Annotated in this window: 2 protein-coding genes; both read left to right on the forward strand. The window is 47.8% G+C overall.

Annotated features, from left to right (window positions below; genetic code table 11):
• On the forward strand, nucleotides 1-2,796 hold a 2,796-nt coding region (locus HKN79_10780; protein ID NNC84050.1), incomplete at its 5' end, for a hypothetical protein.
• Nucleotides 2,797-2,984: 188 nt separating this feature from the next.
• On the forward strand, nucleotides 2,985-4,599 hold a 1,615-nt coding region (locus HKN79_10785; protein NNC84051.1), incomplete at its 3' end, for a VCBS repeat-containing protein.

Below are 4,599 nucleotides of genomic sequence, written 5' to 3' on the forward strand. Positions count from 1 at the left end.
GAAGTCGCTTGGTATGATAATCCTGGTACGGGCTCAGATTACCTGCCATGGACAAAGAATTTGATCAGCACAGAACTTTCCTCTCCCAATCGCATCATCGCGGCCGATATGGATGATGATGGCGATCAGGACTTGGTCGTGTCCAGCTCCACCAATGGAGGTGGACTGGCCTACCTCGAACAAGGACCGACAGGCACCTGGAGCATTACGCTCTTTCCAGTAGCACCCAGTGGTATCATCGCTGCGCTATATCTAGCGGATATCGAAGGAGATGATGACCTGGACATCCTCTATGCTACAGCCAATGCTCAAACCGTCTCCTTGATCAGAAATCAAGGCGGAGGCGCCTTCGATCCTGCACTTGATCTGGTGAACTTGGATCATTATGCCAACAGCATTGAAAGCCCTGACCTGGATGGGGATGGGCTGCAAGACCTACTGCTGGCCTCCCGCTTTGGTGATGAGATCGTCTGGTTCAAAAATCTGGGAGGAGAGACCTATGGAGAAAAACAGACCATCTACCAAGATGCGGGCACATTATTCAACGCTCATGCCGCTGACCTGGATGGGGATGGCGATATGGAAGTTCTCGTGACTGACGCATTCTACGATGAGATACTCTATTTCACCAATGACGGCACGGGAGATTTCGGACCACCGCAAATGGTCGGGCCGGCCAATGGAGTGATCATGACCGCTACCAGTGACATGGATGGGGATGGGGATCTGGATGTGGTATTCGGAGGTTCATTTGCAGGAGTCTATTATAATGATGGTTCAGGACAATTCGGTCCAGTAGATGCCATCTACCCATCCAATGGCGGACTGTATTCTGAAGTGGTTCATCCTTTCGATATGGATGGCGATGGTGACATGGATGTGCTCAAGGCCATGAGCAGTAGCGACCAAGTGGATTATGCTATCAATCGCTTGGGAGAGGGTTGTATGGACCCTGCCGCTTGTAATTATGACCCGAACGCAATCTTTCCGAATGACGATTGTTGCTATCAGGACTGTGGATGTCCAGATCCAATAGCGCTGAACTACGACCCCGATGCTGCTTGTGATGATGGAAGCTGTCAATACATTCTAGGTTGCACCGACCTGCTTGCTGAGAATTACAACCCTGATGCTACGGCCGATGACGGTAGTTGTGTCTTCATCTATGGCTGTGCTGACCCACTGGCCAGTAACTACGACCCGAATGTGGGCATAGATGATGGATCTTGCCTGTTCGATGTGACGGGCTATATATATCATGATGTCAATGAAAATGGTTTTGAAGAACCTGGGGAATATGCTCTGGCCGGTCAGGAGGTCTACTTGCTGCCCGATAGCATACTTGGTCTTACTAATGAGCAGGGCATATTCAGCTTCACTGACCTAGACTATGGATACTATTCTGTAGGCGTCAATAACGATACCGTATTCCCATTCAACACCACTCTTTCACCGCTGGATTTCACACTTTATCTGGGTGAGGAGTCAGACTTGGTTTTCGGCATTTCCAACGATGCACCATTAGCTCAGCTTCAGGTCACCAGCATTCCATTTGCCAACACTCTGCCTTGTGGTGAATCATATGTTTACAGAGCTGCGTTCCGGAACTTGGGCAATTTCTCATTTGATGGCACGATAGCCTACACCTACGACACGCTGTATACGGACTTCGTGCAGATCACCTCTGTTGACTCATTGGATGAAAACACCATTTATACCAGCTTTGAAGACCTACTTCCTGGCGAACTACGAGTGCATGAATATCAGCTCACTACTCCTGGAGTGGACCTACTAGGAGATACGCTTTCCAGGGAGATCATTGCTTGGGCAACACAGCTAGGGGATACTGTTGCTTACGGACAGTGGATATACGACCACATCCTCAACTGTGCATATGATCCCAATGATAAACAAGTGGCACCTATCGGATACACCGAAGAGCATTTCGTTCATCCCGATAGCCTCCTTCATTATCAGATCCGATTTCAGAATACGGGAACTGCACCTGCGATACAGGTGCTCATAACGGACTCCTTGGATGAGGCGCATGACCTGAGCACCTTCCAATTCTTGAATAGCTCGCACACTGTGTCCACCACTTTGGACCCGGAGAGTAGGGAACTTCGATTTCTATTCGCAGACATCCTCTTACCGGATAGTGCAAGTGACCCGTTGGGAAGCCAGGGCTTTGTCAACTTTGCCATCAGACCAGAAGCAGATACTCCGCTTCTATCGGAGATAAATAACACGGCCAACATCTTCTTCGACAATAATCCACCTATCATCACAAATACAACTTGGAGCACTCTCTATGATTGTTCACTCTTTGAAGTGTCCTTTTCCCCAGACGATGAACCGGTGCTGACAGCGATAGAAGGAGATTCTTATCAATGGTTCTATGAAGGAGAGCCAATTGAAGGTGCTACCGAGCAGGTGTTGATTATCGAGAATGGTCCTTTTGGGCTTTACTCAGTAGAGGTCACCAATGGTTTTCCGTGTACAGTTATGAGTGAGCAACAATTCGTCAGTTGGTTCGGACTGGAAGAGTTGACAGGTCGACCAGTCATTCTCTTCCCCAATCCATTCACGACTTCAGCGCTGGTGGATCTAGGAAACCTCAGAGGACCAATTACCCTCGAGATCCATGACCTGACCGGCAAGCTCCAGTGTACCGACCTCGTGAATCTTGACACTGGAGTTTTGACTCTCCAGCGAGGCAAACTCTCTCCGGGAAGCTACTGGCTAAGGGTCATCTCTGGGCAGGAGATAGTAGAGGTGCCTTTTCTAGTTAGATAACGCCTATTCAGTACATTGCACGAAGCACTTGATCATAGAGTAAAGTGACCAAATACATGATAATCCGACCTGCTATGCGTATTGTTCTATTTATCGTGCTGGTGCTATTCTCAGTTCCGCTGTGTTCAGTTGCTCAACTTTTCGGACCCCCACAATTTATCTCAACTGATATCGATGGAGGGTTAAGAGTGAGAACTGCCGATCTGGATGGAGATGGGGATTCCGATGTGGTCTCGACTTCATTTACCGATAATAAGGTGGCCTGGTATGCAAACTCTGGAAATGGGGTATTCGGCCCTCAGCAACTCATCTCTGACACAGCAGAAGCACCCAGGGCTTTGAAATGCGCAGATATAGATAATGATGGAGCTATCGATGTCATCATAGGAGCAGCTTCCGGAACCTATTGGTATAGAAATCTGGGGAATGGACAGTTCGAAGCTTCAGTGGCCGTTTCGACAGCAGTAGATGATGTCTATTCACTGGATGTTGCAGACATAGATGGGGATGGTGATCTAGATGTACTTGGCAATTCTGACGATGATCCGGATGCGTATTGGAGCGCAAATGACGGTACCGGTGATTTCAGTCCGATACAGACGATTCAATCAGGACCGGCAACTGGTTCATGGAGAAATCTTCAAGCTGCGGATTTTGACAATGATGGGGATGATGATCTCATCATCGCTCCAGTAAACACAAGTATAATCCATTGGTATCCCAATGAAGGGGACGGAACATTTGGCGAGCCGAATGAGATCGACTTCTGGGAGCCAGCTCATTGGTCGATGTATGTGGCCGACCTAGAGGGAGATGGGGACATCGATGTATTGACCGGGGGCATTTTCACCAACTTGGCCTCCTTCTACCCGAACAACGGGTCCGGGGTATTCGAAGAGCAGATCCAGTTCCCGATCGATTTCATTTCCGACTATGGGTATAGCGTTCATGCGGTCGATATCGACCTGGATGGCCACTTGGACCCTATCTACGGATTTCCAACAGGGATATTCTGGTTCCCCAATGAAGTAGCTGGGGTCTTTGAATTCAAAAATGAGGTAGAAGCAGGAACTTTTGCAAATGATCTCTGGGCCACCGACCTGGATGGAGATGGAGATGCCGATGTTCTGGCAATAAATACCGATGGAGTGTTCTGGTATGAGAACCACGTAGGTGAAGGTTGTGTAGACCCAGCGGCATGTAACTATGATCCTGAAGTTTGGATAGATAATGGCACCTGTTGTGACAACTGTGGATGTGATATTGAAGGAGGCGATAATTATGACTCAGGGGTATGTCTCAATGACGGCTCATGTACATTCACTGTGTTAGGAACCGTGTTCTATGATGAGAACGAGAATGGGATCATGGACCCAACAGAATACGGCCTACCCAATCAAACAGTTGAATATGTCACCGAGGGTCTTTTCCTCATGACCAACGATGATGGGCAATTCTATGTAAATGCATCAGGAAGTTCAGAATACGTATTTGCCTATAATGCGACTCTTGAGTTCCCATATATAACGACTGACGGCACTCTGACCTTTGATGCGACACAAGGAAACTGGAATTCGGAAGTACTATTCGGTGTGAGTGATGAAGCCCCCATCTATGACCTTGAAGCGAACGTCTATTCTTCTGGGGCCGGATATCCATGTGATGTTTTCAGGACACACAGCATTTGCTTTCGAAATACCGGAAACGTGATAATGGACGGAGTGGTCGAATTCACATTTGATACCCTATTCCAAGACTATGAAGAGATCTCCCCTATTTTTTTTTTTATTTTTATTAGTGTTT

The sequence above is a fragment of the Flavobacteriales bacterium genome, assembly GCA_013001705.1.
Classification (GTDB): Bacteria; Bacteroidota; Bacteroidia; order Flavobacteriales_D; family JABDKJ01; genus JABDLZ01.